Below are 16,278 nucleotides of genomic sequence, written 5' to 3' on the forward strand. Positions count from 1 at the left end.
TTTAAAAAAAGCTCCACGGAGAGCGAAGCCTACGCCTATTTTTTTTAGCATGGGCGCTTTGTACTTCAACCTGTGTTTTTGATAATGAAACACCCGTATGAGGATTGATTAAGGAGTATATGGTCTCTACCTGAACACGCGCTTTATAATTAAATTGCCCTGAATGTTGCTGTTGCCAACAATGTATTTTCTCATCTTGTTGATATAAGCATACGTCTATAGCCTTATCTAGCTGCCAATTAAATTGCAAATCAAGCTCGCAAAAATCGCGTTCTTCAGAAACCACACATACTTTAGGAGAGACGTTAAAAGCCGTGATTTTTGCCATACTAGAGCCACTAAATAGCAACCCAGTAAGCACAATAAACATTAAATACTTCATATTAAAAAGTATGATCTAATCCTATAAAGGCAGTCATTGAATAAGTACGTTCAAAGAGCGGACTGCCATCCATAGCTGAATAGTCGTAATATGCTACATGAAAACGAAGAGAGTTGACCTTACTCAGTGGCCAACGGGCGTCGATTTTAGCATAAGGCTGCCAGCTACTACCAACGTCTATTTTACCAAACTGAGTTTCATCGGCATTTAGTCCATAATAATAGTTATTTAGTTCCGCCGATTTATAATTAATACCCATGGTAGATTTTAATTTAAGCTTATCTATTTGAGCATGATACTGCCACTGCAATCCGGCACGTAACCCATTATAAACATTAGTAACATCGTGTAATGCTTGAATAGAAAATACATTAGGTCCACTCACATAGTGATAAGCAATACCGGTATCGAGTGCCGTATGGCGTTTTTTAATGTCATTTATATTGAGGGTTTTAGCGGGAGAAGAGTCACCGTCTTGAACAAGTTGGCTGCTAAGTGCATTTCCCTGTAGAGCAAAAATATTTTTAGGATGCCAATCTATAAAAAAACGAGATTCTGTATTTAGCTCACTAACAAGATTAAGTTGGTGCTTGGGGGTTTGTATAAATGAATAACCAACTCGACCATTATCAAAAAACCATTGTTGTGCGTAAAAAGCAACTTGCGGAATTAACACCAAAGGGATGTTATCACCACCGTGCAACGGATTCGTAATAACGCCAACTCCAGCACTCAAACTTAAATACCATTGTTCTGTAGCGATTTGCTGCTCTTCAAACTCATCTGTTACATTGTCGTTTTGCTGCCCATTAGCAGTAAAGCAAGCGACTAAAGCGAGATAGAGTAAAGTTGTTATTATTAAAAAATTAAACCGCATCAGTGTCAGTCAAGGTGTCAAATATTCAGTCATTTATAGTAGCAAAGTCATTTTAAACTAGCTCTACCTAGTTACAATCATTCACAATTTATATACATAATTATTAACTTTTTTATTTTATCTAATCATCATTAAATATCAGGTGCTATTTCTATACGATTTCGACCATGTGTTTTTGCAATATAAAGTGCTCTATCTGCTCGTTCAATTAACACCGCACTATTAGTAAATGGACGTAAAATAGATAACCCAAAACTAGCAGAAATAGCCCGCTTAGCATTTGTATCATGTTTTTTACGCACCGCCAGTTTGGCTATATCTAAACGAATACGATTGGCAAACGCCATAATATCGTTAATAGTGTCAAAGTAAGCCGTTATACAAAACTCTTCCCCGCCATAACGATAAGCCTTTGCCATATTTATGGTGTTTTTAGTATGCTGTATAACTTTTTCTGCTACTAACTTTAATACTTCATCCCCTTTTTGATGACCAAAGTCATCGTTAAAGCGCTTAAAATGATCAATATCAAACATAATTAACACAGCAAGCGAAGTTCCTTGAGTACGCAGGGAATATTCGTTACAAAAATTGGTTATGTCGGCGTCAAACTTACCTCTATTATAAAACCCTGTTAGCGGGTCTGTTTCAGCGGCTTCTTTGGATAGGTTAAGCGCCTCTTTAAGATCTTTAATTTCGTTATAAGCTAATGCAAGCTTAGTTTGAAATTCACGCACATAATCTTGCATCGCAATAGATTCATCAGTTAAACGCTCAACACACCCAAGCACTTCATTGAATGAATTAACTTCAGTAAGCGTATTTAACTCATTTTGCGAGTCAATTAATGTAGTAGTAAAGCTTTTAGAGTGATTGAGTGTGATGCTTATGTCTTTTTGTACTTCTTCAATCGTCGCGTGGAATTTTTTAGATGCTTCTTGAAAAAGGGTCAAATCTTCTTTGTTTAAATGCTTATCAAATATTTCTTGTGCTTTATTTTGAGTGCACGTTTGCTGCTGAGAAATTATTTGATCTAGTTCGGCATTTAAAGACGGCTTATTACCTTGAATATAACAATACCAAATAGCGTAGTTGATAGGAGTAACCGGCATTCGGTATTTTACCATCATAGGAACTGCTTTTTTTAAACACTGAGCAGAGTGTGCTAGTGATACAACATGATTCATAATTAAATCTTAAACATTATTATTTTTATTATTTGACTCCTGATGTTAAGTAATCGTAAAAATATACGCAACAACTATTCATACTATTTTTCGAATTAATTTAATTTATAAAACTTTAAATTGCCTTGGCATCTAAAGTTTGCGCAATATTCCACAAGGCACTGATTGCAGGGTCATTTAATTCTTTCCTCAATACTGCCAAACCAATATCAAACCCATCAGGCGCTTGCATTTTTGGTGTTAGTATTTGTACTTTATCTTGCAGTGGGCTGTTATCTAGCACTATTTTAGGGACCATTGCGACACCTAATCCTAAGCTCACCATAGATACCATTGCTTCGTGCCCAGCAACTTGTGCATAGATTTTTCCGTGAATATTATTTTTGCGCCACCAATGCTCTAACCTTTGGCGAGAAAAACCTTGTTCTGGCACTATAAATTCTAAATCAGACCAATTAATGTCATCACTATTTTGTGTTAATTTTTCTGTGATCGGACATTGAATTTTTGGTCCAATTAATAAAAGCGGAGAGTGCCCTATATCTACAAAGGCAATTTGTGAAGGTAATTTACTTGGCTTAGCAGCAATAGCCATTAGCTCGTGCCCATCTAATACACGATTTATAGCAAGTGCAGGGTCGCCTGTATTTAATGTTATTTCTATGTACTGATGCTGTGCGCGAAGTTGCTCTAATATTTGATGTAAAAAACTATAAGACGCAGTAACCGAGCAATAAATACTTACTTTGCCGTAAATATGTTGCTGTGGATCTTTTACATTCGCTTTAAAGCGCTGCCAATTAGCGAGCGTTGCTGTGGCGTAATCAATAAACGACTCACCCTCACGCGTTAATTTAACACTGCGGTTATCGCGGATAAACAACGCAACACCTACCTCCTCCTCTAAGTACTTTATATTACGGCTCAAAGTAGGCGCGCTTATATGACAAAGCTCGCTTGCACGCCCAAAGTGAAGTGTTTTAGCCAGTGCTAAAAAGTAGTTTAAATGTTTATGATCCATGCCAAACCCAGTATTTCATATTATGAAACACTTTAATTCAAATATATCATTTTACGCAAGCAACGATTTTACATATGGTGTTTGTAAGCGCAATAAACATTGCGCATCTAACAAACATGACTTTATAGGACACTAACAATGGCGAATTATTTCAATACCTTACCTTTACGCGAGCAATTAGCGCAATTAGCGCAATGTGAATTTATGGACGCAGGCGAATTTGCTGATGGCGTTGACGCACTTAAAGGTAAAAAACTAGTTATTGTAGGCTGTGGCGCACAAGGTTTAAACCAAGGCTTAAACTTACGTGACTCTGGCTTAGATGTTTCTTACACATTACGCGCATCAGCTATTTCTGAGCGTCGCCAATCATTTTTAAATGCGTCTGAAAACGGCTTTACTGTTGGTACTTATGAAGAATTAATTCCTACCGCTGACGTAGTACTTAATTTAACGCCAGATAAACAACATACCGCTGTAGTAAGTGCGATTATGCCGCTTATGAAAAAAGACTCTACCCTTGCCTACTCTCATGGCTTTAATATTGTTGAAGAAGGCATGCAAGTACGTGAAGACATTACTGTCATCATGGTTGCACCTAAGTGTCCTGGTTCTGAAGTACGTGAAGAATACAAACGCGGTTTTGGTGTGCCAACTCTGATCGCGGTTCACCCAGAAAATGACCCTCAAGGTCTTGGTTTAGCACAAGCTAAAGCGTATGCAGCGGGTACGGGCGGACATCGCGCAGGTGTACTTAAATCATCATTTATTGCTGAGGTTAAGTCTGACCTGATGGGCGAACAAACCATTTTATGTGGCATGTTACAAACTGGCTCTATTTTATGTTTTGATAAAATGATAGAAAAAGGCATTGATGCTGGTTACGCATCAAAACTAATTCAATACGGTTGGGAAGTAATTACCGAAGCACTTAAGTACGGCGGCGTTACTAACATGCTTGACCGCCTTTCAAACCCTGCAAAAGTAAAAGCGTTTGAACTAAGTGAAGAGCTAAAACTAATTATGCGTCCGCTTTATAATAAGCATCAAGATGACATCATCGACGGCACTTTCTCACGCACTATGATGGAAGACTGGAATAACGATGACGTAAACTTACTTAAATGGCGCGCAGAAACAGCAGAAACTAACTTTGAAAAGACCCCTGCTGGCGATGTAGAAATCTCAGAACAAGAATTTTTTGATAACGGTATTTTAATGGTAGCAATGGTTAAAGCAGGTGTTGAACTTGCATTTGAAACCATGACAGCAGCAGGCATTATCGAAGAGTCAGCTTACTACGAGTCATTACACGAAACGCCATTAATCGCCAATACTATTGCGCGTAAAAAGCTTTTTGAAATGAACCGTACTATTTCTGATACTGCTGAATACGGCTGTTATTTATATAACCATGCATGTTTACCATTACTTGCTGACTTTATGAAAAACGTTGATACAGACATTATTGGTAAAGGTCTTGGCGAGCACAGCAACCAAGTTGATAACCAAACATTAATTCAAATCAATGCTGCTCTGCGTGAACACCCTGTTGAAAAAGTAGGTGCTAAGTTACGTGGTTACATGTCAGCAATGAAAAAAATTGTTTAACCCTAAACAATAAAAGTTTCGCTTGTTAGAAACCAAGCTCATATGCTTTTTGCATGTGAGCTTTTTTATGTCTGTTAATAAAACTTTAACCAATCAAGGTATATCTTTACCTATTCTGCTCGACCAATATTTAGTTCCCAAATAAATAATGTGCTAATATGTTTCTCTACTTAGTTGTAAAATAAATTATTATCATGACGTTACAAAAGCTTTCTATTACTCAAAAAATCACGGCTTTAGGCAGTGGCATCGCTATTTGTGTTGCTGCACTTATTGGCTTGACCTCTTTATACAGTTCAGAAGATATTATTGAACAACGTATGATTGAATCTGAGCTACCCAGTAAGTTGCAAACAATAAGTAATCATATTGGTGGCGATATAAATGTACTCATTGGAGCTGCAGAGCAACTATCATCAAACGAGTTTATTTTACAGTGGGCACAGTCTGATAATAAAAACGATACTTTGTTACTCAAAGAATTAAATAATCTGGTTGATCAATACGATTTAGCGACAGCATCTTGGGCAAACAGAAATACAGCTCAATATTGGAATCAAGATGGCTTTTTACGCGTATTAAAAAACGATGCAGCGGATGGTTGGTTTTTTGCTTTTAAACAATCAAAACAACCTTACTCTATTAGTATTTACCAAGAGTCGGCTAACGATGTAAAAATGTTTATTAATCACCAGCAACCTAACGGCACTGGATTAGCGGGTCTTGCTAAAAGCATTACTGATATGCAAAGTTTATTACAACAATTTAAAATTGAGCAAACAGGCTTTGTATTTATCGCAGATAAGAGTGGGTTAATTCAACTCCATAAAGACGCAAGCAAAGTAGCTAAAACAAATATTGATGATTTATATGCTCATAATATCCACAGTAAGCTATTAAACAGTAATGGTTTTGCGCTAGAAGAAATAAATTTTAATGGTCAGCCTACGCTTGTTGCTGCAACACCTATTAAAAATACCGACTTGTACGTTGTTGCTCAGGTGCCAAAAAACGAGGTATTTGCGAGCGTAAACACCCTACAATGGCAGATACTAACCTTTACGTTAATTATTGCTTTAGTTGCCAGTTTAATTAGTTACTTACTAGCACGCTCTCTTTCTTCTCCATTAACTAAAATGGCAGAACTGTTTTCACGCTTGGGCTCTGGTGACGCTAATTTAGCGTACCGCCTACCAGAATCAAGCCAACCAGAGCTTAATAACCTAAGTAATGGTTTTAACCAGTTTATTAATAAAATAGAAACCGCAATTACTCAAGTTGCCAGCGAAAGCCACGATATTAGAAAAAGTTCTGATCATGTATTTGAGCAATCTAAACGAAACTCACAAGCAATTGACAGTCAAAAAGAGCAAACTATTTCGGTTGCTGCTGCTATAAATGAAATGGGTGCAACTGTTCAAGAAATTGCACAAAGCGCCGCAAACACAGCAAAATTAACAGATAGTAGCCGTGAAAACACGATTCAGAGCCACAAACAAGTTCTGCAAAGTCAGGCTACTATTTCGGCTCTTGCCAGTGATATAGATGGCATAACAGAGCAAGTAACTCTCCTATCTAAAAAGACTGTGGATATAGCAAGTATTGTAGATTCCATAAGAGGTATTTCGGAGCAGACCAATTTACTCGCTTTAAATGCGGCAATTGAATCTGCTCGCGCAGGCGAGCATGGTCGTGGCTTTGCTGTTGTAGCTGATGAAGTACGTGCATTGGCAAATCGCACTTCACAATCAACAACCGAAATTCAATCGATGATTGAAGAACTCACAAAAATTTCTGACGATGTAGTTAATGATATTAGCCAATCTAAAAATAAAGCACAGGAAAGTGTAGGTGCAATGCAAAGCTCTGTTGAATTACTTGATGCAATTACAGAGACCGCAAATCAAATAAATGATATGGCAACCCTAATTGCAACAGCAACAGAGCAACAAAGTAATGTAGTTGCTGATGTAGGGCGTAGCATTGAGCAAATAAGTGAAATTAGTGATAAAGCAATGAGTGAGCAAATAAATACTGAACAAGCCATCAGCGATTTAGCTAACAGCGCTCAAACTCTTGACACTTTGGTTGCAACTTTTGAAAAAGGTCGTTAAACCGCTATAAAACCGCATACTTCTCTGGGCAAAATTACATAATATTTAAAAGTAACTTTGCTCAGAGGTTTAACTGGTTATTGATTTATAATTTAACAAATCAGTTAGCTAATCCATTAAATTTAAATATTTTTAAATGAAGCAACGTACGCTTCTTTTTTCGCTTTTGATAATTTTTTTAATCGGTACTCTAGCTTACTCGCTTCACTTTTATTCCCCACCTCTTGCTGGTGAATAAGTAATAATGGCCCTTTTCCTTTAAGGTTTTTAGCGCCTTTACCTGCTTGATGTGTGGAAAATCGCTTTTCTACGTTTGTTGTAATACCTGTATACCAATGGCCAAATCGTGTTTGTACAATATATAAGTACCAAGTAGACGTACTTTTTAAGTTATTCTCTTCAATGTGATGTAAACTTTTTTCATTATTAATGGTCAAAACATTACCTTAACGCCCTTAACAAAAAACAATTGCTAAAAGGGTTTTACCTTCAGTGACTAATCGGTATCATGCAGATTATAAAAAATAAGGATCACAACTAACAATGCAGTCGTTAAAAACTTTTTCTCTTTGGCTTATCGTTGCGCTAACATTAAGCACCGCAGCAGGTTGTTCTAGCTGGGTATACAGAATCAACATTCCTCAAGGTAACTTTTTAGAGCAATCAGATGTTGAAAAACTTCGCGTTAGTATGACTCGAGAGCAAGTTATTTATGTATTAGGTAGACCTGTTGCCGAAGATGCCTTTGATAACAACACATGGCGTTATGTTTACAGCTTTAATAAAGGTCGTAGCAACGAGCAGCATAAATCATTAGTTATTAAATTCGAAAACGAAAAATTAGTATCGATTTCAGGTGACTACGATCAACCAGAAAACTTTAACACGCCTCTAGAGCAATAATACTCTATTTAGCGTTAACAAAAAGGTGAGCAATGCTCACCTTTTTAGTATTCATCAGTAAATAATTACCGCTCTATTGGTCTTCCACCCGTTATTTTATTTGCTCGACCTTCATCTTTTGCTTTTTCAGCACGTTTTCTACGGGCATCTTTAGGGTCTGCAATTAACGGCCGATAAATCTCAATTCTGTCGCCATTTTTAAGCTCTAGAGTTGGCTTTACTGTTCTATTCCATACACCTAAAGTTAATGCTTGAGCATCTATTTCTGGGCACTTTTCGATAATTCCTGATTGAATCACCGCCTGCTCTACTGTTGTACCTTCTAATACTTCAATAGATAAAGTGGTTGCTGTAGTTGGTAAAGCAAATACGACTTCAACATTAATCATACTCGATCTCCATAAACTTGCTTAGCACGCTTAGTAAACGCACTTACCATATTTTTTGCTACATCATTAAAAATTTTACCAAAAGCAAGCTCAACTAGTTTACTCGAAAACTCAAACTCTAGTTCTAGCTGTACTTTACATGCTTTGGCATCAAGTTCTTGGAAATGCCAGCGACCTTTTAACATTTTAAACGGACCATCAACAAGGCGCAGCAGCACTGTATCCTCATTAATAAAGGTGTTTTCGGTGGTAAACCACTTTTTTATACCCGCCTTGGATATTTCTAAACTCGCGGTCATGTTATTATCGTGTTGTGAAACAATTTTTGAGTTTGAGCAATTTGGTAAAAACTGCGAATAAGCTTCTACGTCATTAACTAGATCAAACATTTCTTTAGTGCTGTACATAACCAGCGCACTTTTTTCTATTTGTGGCATACTCACTCCCAACTGTGTGGGCGAATTTTAGCAAGCTTTGTGCGTTTCCCCAAATTTTCATACTGCTTAAATTAAACCTTAACTTTTTAAAAGCATTATTAAAAAAATCGATGTAAAACATCTCACATTACGTATATTATAGGGCACTATGGCTAAGAAAAATTCATCAAAATCGAACAGTAATACCATCGCGCTAAACAAAAAAGCGCGACATGAGTATTTTTTACACGATAAGTTTGAAGCAGGTGTGGAACTACAAGGCTGGGAAGTAAAAAGTATCCGAGCTGGTAAAGTAAACATCACCGAAACTTATATTCACCTTAAAAATGGCGAAGCATTTTTACTTGGCGCGCAAATTCAGCCTCTTAATAGTGCATCTACCCATGTTATTTGCGATCCAATGCGTTATCGCAAACTATTATTAAGCAGACGTGAGCTAGACCGCTTACTCGGTGCTACCGAACGTGATGGTTATTCATTAATAGCCACTGCGATGTACTGGAAAAAATGCTGGGTAAAACTGGAGTTTTATTTAGCAAAAGGTAAAAAGCTGCATGACAAGCGCGACGACGGGAAAAATAAAGATTGGTCTCGCGAAAAAGAACGCTTAATGAAACACAAAGTATAACCTCAACGCCTAACTCTGTTAGGCGTTTTTATTTACTCGATTCAATTTATCGCAAGTAAAATAAATTATTACAAAAAATATTAAAACCTAATTACTATCTATTTAACTCAACTCTCGAGCAAATATAATTAGATACAACTCCCAAAAACGTTAAGCTTATTCGTATCAAATAATTTTTTCAGATTAAAATATCAACAAAACCATTCCAAAACCCATACTAAAATCACAAAAAAGCGCAATTGATAACACTTAAGTTACATGATATTAATGTACCTGTTTTAAAAAACAATATTAATAACATATCAACAAGGATTTAAGGATGAAGCAATCAACCGTATTTACACCCAGTATTATTGTGGGTGCAACACTCGCACTATCAGCTGGCTTTACAACAACTTCATATGCTGCAGATGAAGTAAAGAAAGTAGAACGCATTGAAGTAACAGGTTCACGCATCAAGCGATCAGATATAGAAGGTCCCTCTCCGGTGCAATCTATAGGTCGAGTTGATATTGAAAACATGGGTTACGACAATTTACAGCAACTTCTTGAAAGAATGCCTGTTGCAGGTAATGGTACTTTTTCTACCCGTGGTAATAACCAAGACTCAACAGCAAATGGATCTGCTGCCGTTAGTTTACGTGGCTTAGGAGCCGACGCTACACTTGTACTAATTAATGGTCGTCGTGTATCAATTAGTGCCTTTGCTGAAGGTATTACTAATTCATTTGTAGATATAAACAGCATTCCAATATCTGCTATTGAGAGAATTGATATACTAAAAGATGGCGCATCAGCTATTTATGGCTCAGATGCTGTAGCGGGTGTAGTTAACGTTATTTTAAAGAAAGATATTGATGGTGTTGAGATTAATTTAGGCTACGGCGGTACAGATGGTCCCAATTATGAAGAAACAACAGCTAGCCTTGTTTGGGGTACTACAAGCGAAAAAAGTAGTGCATCAGTTATTATTGATTACTTTAAAAACACCTCTCTTTCTTCTGATGAAATGGGTCGTTTAGGCACTGCAAACCAAGAACCTTATGGCGGTGAAGATTTCCGCTCTTCTCGTGGTTTCCCTGGATACTTTTATGTCGATGGCGTAAAAACAATTGACCCTTCATGCCCTGCTGAAAATGCAACTTCAGGGGGGAGTTGTTTATTTGATTACGGCTCTTATGGCTACATTGCTCCTGCGTCGGAGCGTGTAGGTGCAATTTCACAATTTGAATATCGTTTTGATGCTGGTATAACTGGTTTTTTAGAAATAGCAGTACAGCATAATAGTTCTATAGCGGCAGGTGCACCCACCCCCCTTGATGAAGATGCGGGATTAACAGTACCTGCAAGCCATCCTAATAATCCATATGGTGAAGATATTCAAATTGGTCGTTACCGTACTGTAGATGCCGGTGCACGACAATGGGATATTGAATCGGATACCCTTCGTTTTGTTGCTGGTTTAAAAGGCGAAATTAACGATTGGAGCTGGGAAACAGCGGTACAAAAAGGTCGAAGTAAATCTCTGCAAACTGGCGATAGAACCCAAGGTTGGGTACGCACTGACTTTTTACAACAAGAAATTGATGCTGGAAATTACAACCCGTTTGGCGGCACTTATAACGATGCGGCCGTTATCGATAGAATAACAACCAGTTTAGTGCGACGCGGCGAATCACACATGACATCATTTGATGCAAACATTACCGGCGAAGCATTTAGTTTTGGTGATGATGTGATCATGATGGCGGCAGGTATTGAATACCGAGAAGAAGATGTAAGCGATATTCCTGATGATCAATTTCAACGAGGCTTAATTTTTGGCACTGAGTCTGTATCAGCCTCTGCTGATCGTGAGCAGTATGCTGCCTATGTTGAGTTTTCGATTCCACTTGCTGATAACCTTGAACTACAATTAGCGGGTCGTTACGATGATTACAGTGACTTTGGTACTACAACTAATCCAAAAGTAGCTCTGCGCTGGGCACCCACTGAAGAAATTACTGTACGTGGTTCGTGGGCTCAAGGCTTTAGAGCACCGTCATTAGCACAAATAGGTTTAGGTCCATCACAAAAAAGTCAATTTTTTGTGGATACAGAGCGCTGTGAACAAACAGGATTAGATTGCCAAGCCCTTGATTACAATATTGAGTTTTCAGGTAATCCTGACTTAAAAGCAGAAGAATCTGAATCATGGAATGTAGGGGTTATCTGGGCACCAGCAGCCGAATTCGGTGTAAGTGTTGATGTGTGGAGTATTACTCAAGATAATAAAATTGATCAAGAAGAGTTTGGTCCTATTTATGCTGCAGAATGCGGCAATCAAAATAGTACAGTTTGCGTTCGTCTACCAACAACAGGTGGTTTAAGCCTAGGCACAATACAAAAAGTACACAGCACATTTAAAAACTTATCGTCGCAGGAAGTCTCCGGCGTTGATATTTCTGCAAACTATAATCACTCTCTTGATGACTTAGGTTTACTTAAGTTTAATTTAGAATGGGCTTATCAAGACAAGTTTGAAAAAGATGGTCGTGATTACACTGGCGAATATGGCTACCCTGAACATCGCTTTATTTTCTCTACCAACTGGGAAGTTGGTGAGTTTAATACAAACTTAAACATTAGTTATGTAGGTGAATTTGAAGACACACCTGATATCAACTTTGACGGTACTTTAGATTTTGATAGTAATACATCGCGTATGGTTGACTCACAAACACTAGTCGATTTACAAACGTCTTATCGAATTACTGAATCTATTAAATTATCGTTAGGTGTTAATAACTTATTTGATGAAGAGCCACCATTTGCAATTGGTGATGGTGATAGCGATTTATACGGTTATGTGTCTGGTGTACATAACCCTCGTGGACGTTACCTGTATACAAAAGTAAGATTTACATTTTAAATTAAATATAAAAAACCGCCAATTGGCGGTTTTTATTTAAACAAAGAACCTAAATTATAGGTCGCCTTCGTTTTCAGATAAGAATTTAGCAACGCCTTCTGGGCTTGCATCCATACCTTTTTTACCTTCAGTCCAACCAGCAGGACAAACTTCACCGTTCTCAGTGTGGAACGCTAGTGCATCAACCATACGTAGCATTTCATCAATGTTACGACCAAGTGGTAAATCGTTCACTACTTGGTGACGTACGTTACCTTCTTCGTCAATTAAGAAAGAACCACGAAATGCAACACCAGCTTCAGGGTGTTCAACGTCGTATGCTTTACAAATTTCGTGTTTAACATCTGCAACTAGTGCGTATTGAACTTTACCAATACCGCCATCTGCTATAGCAGTATTACGCCATGCGTTATGTGAGAATTGTGAATCGATAGAAACACCAATTACTTCTACGCCACGCTTTTTAAAATCTTCAAAACGCTTATCAAATGCAATAAGTTCAGAAGGACATACAAACGTGAAATCTAGTGGGTAAAAGAAGATAACTGCTTTTTTACCTTTAATTGTTTCATGAAGGTTATAGCTATCTACAATTTCACCGTTACCAAGAACAGCTGCAGCGGTAAAGTCTGGTGCCTGGCGGCCTACTAATACACCCATTTTATTCTCCAAATATTTTGAGTTTGATATCAATTGCTTTCGCAATGCTGATAGTTATATGGGCGCTAAAAGTTGAAAACCAATAGCACCGACATATAATTAATTGGCATTCTAGAGTTATTAACTAGAAAAGGACAATCGTATTTAGCGATGTGACTAATCGAAAATACCGAACGCTTATAAATAACGAATTTAGGTTATAAAAAAACCTGCATTCGCAGGCTTTTAAATATAGGTTTAATCCATAATATCAGAGGGCATGTCACCTCTAATTTTCTGCCAGATTTCACCGGTTTGATGACCATATTTACGCATCATAGAAATAGCACCATCGTGCTCTTTATTTTCAGCTAATACGGTTAAATCTTTATAAAACTGACGTGCAAGTTCGCGAGTACCTGCATCTGAGAAATAATGGCATCCGATTTTAGAATAAAAGCCTCTAAAACCATTTAAAATTAATACATATATACGGTTATTACCGGCAACAGCTAGTTCATGATGTACTTTATAGTCGTAATCAGAAAACGCTTGAGCGGTATCTTCTAGCTCATGGCTTTGCGATAAAATTTCAATTACACGCTCTGGATTCAACTTAATTGCAGCACGAGTATAAATAGCACTGATATTTGTTCTTGCTGATAATAACTGATCTGTCAGCTCTGGCATTTTATCTTCATCAAGACGTGCTAACGTTTCAAGAATATTTAAGCCTGACGTTTCCCAAAAGTTATTAACTTTAGTTGGTTTACCGTGTTGAATAGTCAGCCAGCCATCACGCGCTAAACGTTGTAATACTTCACGTAAAGTTGTTCTTGTTACACCAATTAACTCCGAGAGTTCCCGTTCTGCCGGTAGAATTGAACCTGGTGGAAAATCGCCGTTCCAAATAGATTCAACTATATATTCTTCAGCAAATCCTGCTGGGCTTTTCGCTTTAAAAATTCTCATTCAATTCCCACTCGAATTAATCTACAACTCATTGTTTACACGAATAACTGACTGATTGTACCAGACGATGCATAACTAACAAGTTAAAGTAAGGTATATTAGTTAAAGCAAATGAACCACTATTTACAATGAATTAATAATTTAAATTAAATCACACCTTTAAATTATATCCGATAGACACATTCACATTGGGTACATTGTTACCATTGACCTTTTTCCTTTCACTTCACTCAAGCTGGGTTTATTTAACAAGCCCGATTTATATATATAAGTGCTATTTAAAGTATCACTCTGTCACTTCTGAGATAATGATTAATAATCATTATTCCTACTTAAAAAACGACTAAAGTCGCTTTTTTTTCGTTTCCCTTGTGGCTTACTTTATCCTAAGTCATAATCTAACCTCTTATTTGACTGCGGATTTTTTATGAACTGGCTTGCACAACTACCTACGCAACGTACTCCTTGGCTTTTATTTACTGCTATCGTATTTTTGCTTGAAGTAACGGCACTCTTTTTTCAATATAAAATGGGGCTTGCTCCATGCATTATGTGTATCTATCAACGTACAGCTGTACTTGGTTTACTTGGTGCAGGTGTTATTGGCTCAGCTAAACCACAGAGTAAAATAGCAAGAGTGATCGCTTATTTAGTATGGGGAATATCAAGTGGTTGGGGGTACTTAATCTCACGAGAACATATTGATATGCAAACAACAACAGATCCTTTTGCGTTCAGTTGTGAATTTGAACCAAACTTTCCTTCTTTTATGCCATTACACGAATGGATCCCTAGCTTTTTTCAAGCGACGGGTGATTGTGCGAATATTGATTGGCAGTTTGTAGGTTTAAGCATGCCTGCATGGATGGAGATTATATTTGCTTTATTTTCAGTTGTATTAGCCCTACTCATTATTAACCGTTTAATTACGAAGAAGTCGATTTGATATGTTTACTTTTTTTTCTAGCCAACTAGATGAGCTAAAGCATTTAAAAATACGCGAAAGACAAGCCGTTATTGCGCTGTCACTAAGCATGATATCTCCTACCGAGCGCGTGTTATTACGTATAATAAAGCTTGTATTATTAAGTCCGCTATTTCTAATATTTACCTTATTTAAAGGCTGGATAGTTATCCCATTTTTAATACTGGGTGGGTTATGTTATCCACTATTAACAACACCAATTGAAATTAACTTTGCTAAAAAAAACCTGGCTGAAGCATTAAAACAATTTGAACAGGGCGCTTAGCGCCCCTACTCATCTACAATTTTATTTTTCCTTCAAGCTTAGTCATTAGTTTTTTACCAACCCCCTTCACTTGAGCTAAATCACCTACATTGGTAAATTCACCATTTTCTTCTCTGTAATCAATAATTGCTTGCGCCTTTTTTTTACCGATACCTGGAAGCTTAGCCAGCATATTTAAATCTGCGTTATTAATACTTACAGGTTCAAATTGAGGCATTTCTTGGAGAACTTCTGATGACTGTGCAAACGTGACTGTTGCAGGAAATAAACATAACAAACTAACAAATAATAAGCTTTTAAAAATCTTCATTGTGGTTTCCTTATTGTTCTTATCGAACGTTCATTATTTTGCTCAGGAGACATTCAATAAATAAGGAGCTACAAACTCATCACTTAAAGTGTACCTAAACGCATTATCACTAATTTCCGAAATGGTAAAAATGCAGCGGGTACAGCAAGTGATTGCTTAACTAAAGTAAAGTTAGTGTTTTTTGTCAAATTTAAGACACCTAAAAATTAATAAGAGAGACTTGCAAATTACACCACAAACCATTACTGTACATAAAAACAGTAATCTAATGGTTTTCATAAACCACATTGCCACGCAAGCTTGCAGGAGAAATAATGGCTGTTGTTGTTAAATATGTTGTAGAACGAAACGGAGTCGAGCGCATGACGTTTACTACTAAAAAAGAAGCTGATGCCTATGACAAAATGCTCGATATTGCTGAGTCACTTGAGCTAATGTTAGAAAAAGTAGATGTGCCATTAAGCGAGCAACAAATAGAGTCACTTGCTTTAGAAATAGCTAAGAGTAAAGAAGACTTTATGACTATATTGAAAGGTGGCAAAGATCCGGTTGTTACCAAAGCCCCAGCTAAAAATAAAAAAGCAGACAACGTTTCAGCTGCCCAAGATAACGATGAGAAAAAAGTAAGCTAAACCGTGTATTAAAAT

At 37.2% G+C, this 16,278-nt stretch carries 18 protein-coding genes; 8 read left to right on the plus strand and 10 right to left on the minus strand.

The window, feature by feature from the left end:
• Nucleotide 1: 1 nt before the first annotated feature.
• The 4 genes from I6F65_RS05480 to ilvY all read right to left on the minus strand — a co-directional run bounded on the left by I6F65_RS05480 (nt 2) and on the right by ilvY (nt 3,467).
• Complete coding sequence (locus I6F65_RS05480; protein WP_197111898.1) at nt 2-382, minus strand: DUF3019 domain-containing protein; 381 nt, start codon at nt 380-382, stop codon at nt 2-4.
• A 1-nt stretch (nt 383) separates the two neighbouring features.
• A complete protein-coding gene (locus I6F65_RS05485) occupies nt 384-1,259 on the minus strand; it encodes a MipA/OmpV family protein (RefSeq protein WP_197111900.1) in 876 nt (291 codons plus the stop codon).
• Nucleotides 1,260-1,390: 131 nt separating this feature from the next.
• Nucleotides 1,391-2,446 carry a GGDEF domain-containing protein gene (locus I6F65_RS05490; protein WP_197111902.1) on the minus strand — a complete coding sequence of 352 codons (1,056 nt, stop codon included), beginning with the start codon at nt 2,444-2,446 and terminating at the stop codon, nt 1,391-1,393.
• Between the two features lie 115 nt (nt 2,447-2,561).
• Nucleotides 2,562-3,467 (minus strand): HTH-type transcriptional activator IlvY, encoded by a 906-nt coding sequence (ilvY, locus tag I6F65_RS05495; protein WP_197111904.1) that lies wholly within the window; start codon nt 3,465-3,467, stop codon nt 2,562-2,564.
• Nucleotides 3,468-3,605: 138 nt separating this feature from the next.
• Between ilvY and ilvC the strand changes: the two genes are divergently transcribed.
• A complete protein-coding gene (gene ilvC / locus I6F65_RS05500; protein ID WP_166108974.1) occupies nt 3,606-5,078 on the plus strand; it encodes a ketol-acid reductoisomerase in 1,473 nt (490 codons plus the stop codon).
• 194 nt (nt 5,079-5,272) lie between these two features.
• Nucleotides 5,273-7,192, plus strand: a complete 1,920-nt coding sequence (locus I6F65_RS05505) for a methyl-accepting chemotaxis protein (RefSeq protein ID WP_166108973.1) — start codon at nt 5,273-5,275, stop codon at nt 7,190-7,192.
• A 122-nt stretch (nt 7,193-7,314) separates the two neighbouring features.
• On the opposite strand, the gene I6F65_RS05510 is transcribed toward I6F65_RS05505, so the two are convergent.
• A complete protein-coding gene (locus tag I6F65_RS05510) occupies nt 7,315-7,629 on the minus strand; it encodes a GIY-YIG nuclease family protein (RefSeq protein WP_166108972.1) in 315 nt (104 codons plus the stop codon).
• A 106-nt stretch (nt 7,630-7,735) separates the two neighbouring features.
• Here I6F65_RS05510 and I6F65_RS05515 point away from each other — a divergent pair, with 106 nt between their 5' ends.
• Nucleotides 7,736-8,095, plus strand: a complete 360-nt coding sequence (locus I6F65_RS05515; protein ID WP_024612013.1) for an outer membrane protein assembly factor BamE — start codon at nt 7,736-7,738, stop codon at nt 8,093-8,095.
• Nucleotides 8,096-8,160: 65 nt separating this feature from the next.
• Here I6F65_RS05515 and I6F65_RS05520 read toward each other — a convergent pair whose 3' ends face one another.
• Both I6F65_RS05520 and I6F65_RS05525 read right to left on the minus strand, forming a co-directional pair.
• Nucleotides 8,161-8,484 carry an RnfH family protein gene (locus tag I6F65_RS05520; RefSeq protein WP_024612012.1) on the minus strand — a complete coding sequence of 108 codons (324 nt, stop codon included), beginning with the start codon at nt 8,482-8,484 and terminating at the stop codon, nt 8,161-8,163.
• Nucleotides 8,481-8,921, minus strand: a complete 441-nt coding sequence (locus tag I6F65_RS05525) for a type II toxin-antitoxin system RatA family toxin (RefSeq protein ID WP_166108971.1) — start codon at nt 8,919-8,921, stop codon at nt 8,481-8,483. Before I6F65_RS05525 ends, I6F65_RS05520 begins: the two co-directional genes overlap by 4 nt.
• A 148-nt stretch (nt 8,922-9,069) precedes the next feature.
• Here I6F65_RS05525 and smpB point away from each other — a divergent pair, with 148 nt between their 5' ends.
• Nucleotides 9,070-9,549 carry an SsrA-binding protein SmpB gene (gene smpB / locus I6F65_RS05530; protein ID WP_024612010.1) on the plus strand — a complete coding sequence of 160 codons (480 nt, stop codon included), beginning with the start codon at nt 9,070-9,072 and terminating at the stop codon, nt 9,547-9,549.
• Nucleotides 9,550-9,868: 319 nt separating this feature from the next.
• Complete coding sequence (locus I6F65_RS05535) at nt 9,869-12,460, plus strand: TonB-dependent receptor (RefSeq protein ID WP_197111907.1); 2,592 nt, start codon at nt 9,869-9,871, stop codon at nt 12,458-12,460.
• 54 nt (nt 12,461-12,514) lie between these two features.
• On the opposite strand, the gene I6F65_RS05540 is transcribed toward I6F65_RS05535, so the two are convergent.
• Both I6F65_RS05540 and fadR read right to left on the minus strand, forming a co-directional pair.
• A complete protein-coding gene (locus I6F65_RS05540) occupies nt 12,515-13,120 on the minus strand; it encodes a peroxiredoxin (protein WP_166108969.1) in 606 nt (201 codons plus the stop codon).
• Between the two features lie 237 nt (nt 13,121-13,357).
• Nucleotides 13,358-14,071, minus strand: coding sequence for a fatty acid metabolism transcriptional regulator FadR (gene fadR, locus I6F65_RS05545; protein WP_024612007.1), 714 nt, complete (start codon nt 14,069-14,071; stop codon nt 13,358-13,360).
• A 427-nt stretch (nt 14,072-14,498) separates the two neighbouring features.
• Between fadR and dsbB the strand changes: the two genes are divergently transcribed.
• Complete coding sequence (gene dsbB / locus I6F65_RS05550) at nt 14,499-15,017, plus strand: disulfide bond formation protein DsbB (protein WP_024612006.1); 519 nt, start codon at nt 14,499-14,501, stop codon at nt 15,015-15,017.
• A 1-nt stretch (nt 15,018) separates the two neighbouring features.
• Nucleotides 15,019-15,321 carry a DUF6170 family protein gene (locus I6F65_RS05555; RefSeq protein ID WP_024612005.1) on the plus strand — a complete coding sequence of 101 codons (303 nt, stop codon included), beginning with the start codon at nt 15,019-15,021 and terminating at the stop codon, nt 15,319-15,321.
• Nucleotides 15,322-15,334: 13 nt separating this feature from the next.
• On the opposite strand, the gene I6F65_RS05560 is transcribed toward I6F65_RS05555, so the two are convergent.
• Nucleotides 15,335-15,631, minus strand: coding sequence for a ComEA family DNA-binding protein (locus I6F65_RS05560; RefSeq protein WP_024612004.1), 297 nt, complete (start codon nt 15,629-15,631; stop codon nt 15,335-15,337).
• A 314-nt stretch (nt 15,632-15,945) separates the two neighbouring features.
• Between I6F65_RS05560 and I6F65_RS05565 the strand changes: the two genes are divergently transcribed.
• A complete protein-coding gene (locus tag I6F65_RS05565) occupies nt 15,946-16,263 on the plus strand; it encodes a YebG family protein (RefSeq protein WP_024612003.1) in 318 nt (105 codons plus the stop codon).
• Nucleotides 16,264-16,278: the final 15 nt, after the last annotated feature.

Origin of the sequence: Pseudoalteromonas sp. SWXJZ94C (assembly GCF_015864385.1) — a bacterium.
Taxonomy (GTDB): domain Bacteria; phylum Pseudomonadota; class Gammaproteobacteria; order Enterobacterales; family Alteromonadaceae; genus Pseudoalteromonas.